The sequence below is a fragment of the Rubritalea sp. genome (assembly GCF_039830215.1).
GTDB lineage: Bacteria > Verrucomicrobiota > Verrucomicrobiia > Verrucomicrobiales > Akkermansiaceae > Rubritalea.
In genome coordinates this window covers 1-4,347 of the sequence record NZ_JBDOPO010000033.1, presented here as the reverse complement: position 1 = coordinate 4,347, position 4,347 = coordinate 1, and the positions used below count along the sequence as shown (strand labels likewise).

The window sequence follows — 4,347 nt, the reverse complement described above, 5'->3', positions numbered from 1 at the left end:
GCTGCGATGCCGGGATTTAAAGCATTGGAGAAATGCCCTCAGCTCATTATAGTGCCCACACGCTTTGAGGTTTACCAGTCGGTGTCAGCTCAAATTCGCGCCATATTTGGGAGATTCACCGATCTTATAGAACCACTTTCCCTAGATGAAGCCTATTTGGATGTCAGTCATTGGAGGTCGGATGCCTCAACGATTGCACGTGAGATTAGGCGTCAGATCTTTGAGGAAACCCAATTGACGGCATCAGCGGGCATTGGACCAAACAAGTTGATCGCAAAAATAGCGAGTGACCTAGATAAACCAAATGGTCAGTGGACGGTGACTGATGTGGAAGGATTCATGGATAATTTACCCGTGGCCAAACTTTGGGGTGTGGGTAAGAAAATGCAGGAGAAGCTCAAACAACATAAAATTTCTACCTGTGGTGATATGCAAAAACTCGATAAATTTGCCATGTCTAGGCGCTATGGCAGGTGGGGAGTGGAGCTTTATGACTTGTGCCGAGGGATTGATGCCCGTGAGGTGAAGGTACAAAGGGTGCGTAAATCTATCAGCAACGAGACGACTTTTAGTGAAGATATTATCGGTGCCTCATCGTTAGTTCCTGAACTCCGGCGTTTGGTGGCAAAAGTGGAGGAAAGTTATCAAGCGCGGTATACTGAGCGCACAATAAAGAGTGTCGTGGTGAAGTTGAAATTTGCGGACTTCACTAGGACTACCATAGAGAAGGCTTCTGCTAGAGTGGATGCTACTCTAGCAGAAACCTTACTGATAGAAGGTTTTGCGCGCGGTGGAGGTAAAGCCGTGCGTCTGCTAGGTGTGGGTATTAGGCTAGCGGATGAAGAAGATGAGATGCAATTGGAGATGTTCTAGACAATCCCATTGATCATCGCTAATTCCTCTGCTGAGAACTCACAGTTTTTGAGGCACTCTAGGTTTTCCTGTAGCTGTTTCACACTACTAGCGCCAACGAGAGTGGATGTGACAGTCGGGTTGGCTAGTGTCCAGGCTAGTGCCATCTGTGCTAAGGATTGACCACGGGTTTGTGCGAGGCTTGCCAGCTTTCTCACTTTGTCGATATTTACATTCACTTGGTTTTCAGTTAAGAACCCATGTTCTTTGCCAGCACGGGAGCTCTTGGGAATGCCATTCAGATAGCGATTTGTTAGTTGGCCCTGAGCAAGTGGTGAGAATGTGATGCAGCCGACTCCGTACTCATCTAGAACGTCGGTAAGACCATCCTCAATCCATCGGTCGAGAAGCGAGTATCTGGGCTGATGGATCAAACATGGAGTGTTCAGTCCTTTAAGGATTTTGATAGCCTCGGCAGCCTTATCTGCTGGGTAGTTAGAGATGCCTGCGTAGAGAGCTTTCCCTTGCTGAACTGCAGAGGCTAGAGCCCCCATCGATTCTTCTAGCGGCGTGTCCGGATCAGGACGGTGGTGGTAGAATACATCGACGTAGTCGATCTGCATGCGCTTGAGGGATTGATCTAGTGAATTGAGTATATACTTCCGTGAACCCCATTCTCCGTAGGGGCCATCCCACATGAGATAGCCGGCTTTGGTTGAAATGATGAGCTCGTGACGGTGGTTGCTGAAATGTCTGTGATACATATCACCAAAATTGCTTTCAGCGCTGCCTGGTGGTGGGCCGTAGTTGTTTGCTAAATCAAAGTGTGTGATGCCGGAATCAAAGGCGTGTTCCACAATTGCCTGAGCTGCGTCCATGTTGTCAACGCCTCCAAAGTTATGCCAAAGTCCTAATGAAATAGCGGGGAGCTTGAGCCCGCTATTTCCGCATCGATTATAGGGCATGCGACCATCATAACGGTCCGGATCATGTGTGTAAATATGGGACATGTTAGGTGGATTGTGACTAATGAGATGTTCCAAGTAAATATCTGATTGAGTGCATCCACGACAAAACACTCTGCTGAGTATTTTTTGCTACATAGTAAATAAATGTGACAAAAATGTTGTGTGCAAATAGTTGCTATGATATAAAAGTGTAAGAAGTAGATTGGGGCTCGTAGGTAGCCGAAAACTCAGACAATAAAGCAAATGCAAAAAATGACAATAAAGCTGCAGGAAGCATTGCAGCAAGGACAACAATCGGCCACAAGGTCTTCACACCCGGAGCTTAGAGGCACACATGTTTTGTTGGAGTTACTCCAGCAAGAAGGAGGAATTGTGGTTCCTATCTTAGAATCAGCAGGAGTTGATTTGGTAAAACTCAAAGCAGGAGTAATAAGTGCTTTGTCATCGGATACGAGTGTGAAGGGAAGTAATGCCGTGCCACAACCGAGCTATGGATTGCGTTCGACCTTGGATGAGGCGGACAATGCTCGCGAATCCATGGGTGATGATTTTATCAGTGTGGAGCACTTCCTTATTGGAGCTCTCAAGTCCGCTAGCCCAGCGGGAAAGATATTGAAAGAAGCTGGTCTAGATAAAGCTAAGCTTGAGCACGCTTTGAAATTGGTCAGGGGAAACCAAAAAGTAACGGATGAGGATCCAGAAGGTAAGTATCAGTCATTGGAGAAATATGGAGCCGACCTTACCGCCAAAGCTAGAGCTGGAAAAATTGATCCAGTGATTGGACGTGATGATGAAATCCGAAGATTGATGCAGGTTCTTAGCAGGCGTACCAAGAATAATCCTGTGCTGATTGGTGACCCTGGGGTTGGAAAGACAGCTATCGTGGAAGGGCTAGCGCGCCGTATTATCAGCGGTGATGTGCCGACTTCTATGCAAGGCAAGCGCGTTATATCGATGGATATCGGAGCGATGCTTGCTGGCGCTAAATTCCGTGGGGAATTCGAAGAACGCCTCAAGGCTTTCCTTCAAGAAGTGAGTGAGTCTGAAGGAGAAATAATCCTCTTCATAGACGAGCTTCATACTATAGTCGGAGCTGGTGCCGGTGAGGGATCTGTGGACGCTTCTAACTTACTCAAGCCACAATTGGCCCGTGGTGAGCTTCGAACCATTGGTGCAACCACACTCGATGAATATCGAAAGTACATCGAAAAAGATGCAGCCCTAGAGCGCAGATTCCAACCGGTCAATGTCGGGGAACCAAGTGTCGAAGACACCATCGCAATTTTGCGAGGGCTCAAGGAGCGCTATGAAGTGCATCATGGCGTGCGTATCCAAGACAGTGCCATTGTGGCCGCAGCTGCAATGAGTGATCGCTACATATCGGACAGATTTTTGCCTGATAAAGCAGTGGATCTTGTGGACGAAGCAGCATCACGTCTCAAAATTGAGCTCGACTCAGTTCCTACTGAGATCGACCAGATGCAGCGACAGGTCATGCAGTTAGAAATGGAGCGTCAGGCTTTAAAAAAAGAATCGGATAAAGCGAGTGCCAAGCGGCTCGCTAAGGTGAAGGAGGAAATGGCAAATATCTAAGAAAAGTCAGATGGACTTATGGCGCAGTGGAAAAATGAGAAGGAAATCATTACCATCGTCAATAACGCGCAGGAAGCTATAGAGTCATTGAAGAATGATTCTGAACAAGCCAAACGTGAAGGAGATCTGACAAAAGCATCAGAAATTACATACAGTCGTATCCCCGAAGCTGAGGCAAAAGCCGAGGAGGCTAAGTTGAAGTTAGACGAGATTCAAAAAACTGGTCGCATTCTAACCGAGGAGGTGACTGAGGAAGATGTTGCCCGTGTGGTGGCTAGCTGGACAGGCATTCCAGTGAGCCGTTTGCAGGAAGGTGAGCGTTCAAAGTTAGTGAAAATGGAGTCTCGTCTAGGCGAGCGAGTGATTGGTCAACAACAGGCCATCGAAGCGGTGTCGAATGCTGTGCGCCGTGCTCGTGCTGGCCTACAGGATGAGGATAGACCTATTGGATCCTTCCTCTTTCTAGGACCTACTGGTGTGGGTAAGACTGAGCTCTCTAAAGCATTAGCAGAATTTCTGTTTGATGATGAAGGAGCGATGGTACGTATCGACATGTCCGAGTACATGGAGAAGCATGCGGTGTCTCGCTTGATAGGAGCGCCACCTGGATATGTCGGTTATGATCAAGGTGGTCAGCTTAGTGAGCATGTTAGGAGAAAGCCCTACAGTGTTGTTCTCTTTGATGAGGTAGAAAAAGCACACCCAGATGTGTTTAACGTCCTGCTGCAAGTATTGGATGATGGGCGAATCACTGACGGGCAAGGACGCACGGTGGATTTCCGAAATACTGTGCTCATCATGACTTCTAACATAGGTAGCCAGTATATTATGGATGAGGCAAATGCAGAACAGCTTGAGGCAAAGGTGAGTGAAGCGCTTAGGTCACATTTTAGACCCGAATTCCTTAACCGTATCGATGAGACAATTATCTTCG

General features: G+C 47.4%; 2 protein-coding genes and 1 pseudogene. 2 read left to right on the top strand and 1 reads right to left on the bottom strand.

From position 1 onward, the window contains the following. Nucleotides 1-873: DNA polymerase IV (gene dinB, locus ABGY95_RS00860; protein WP_347439785.1), on the top strand; the 873-nt coding region annotated here is incomplete at its 5' end. Here dinB and ABGY95_RS00855 read toward each other — a convergent pair. Next, on the bottom strand, nucleotides 870-1,862 hold the full coding sequence (locus ABGY95_RS00855; RefSeq protein ID WP_347439784.1) for an aldo/keto reductase: 993 nt from the start codon (nucleotides 1,860-1,862) through the stop codon (nucleotides 870-872). The genes dinB and ABGY95_RS00855 overlap by 4 nt on opposite strands. A gap of 210 nt (nucleotides 1,863-2,072) precedes the next feature. Between ABGY95_RS00855 and ABGY95_RS00850 the strand changes: the two are divergent. Next, nucleotides 2,073-4,347 (top strand): annotated as a pseudogene (locus ABGY95_RS00850) (AAA family ATPase); the annotation flags it as partial.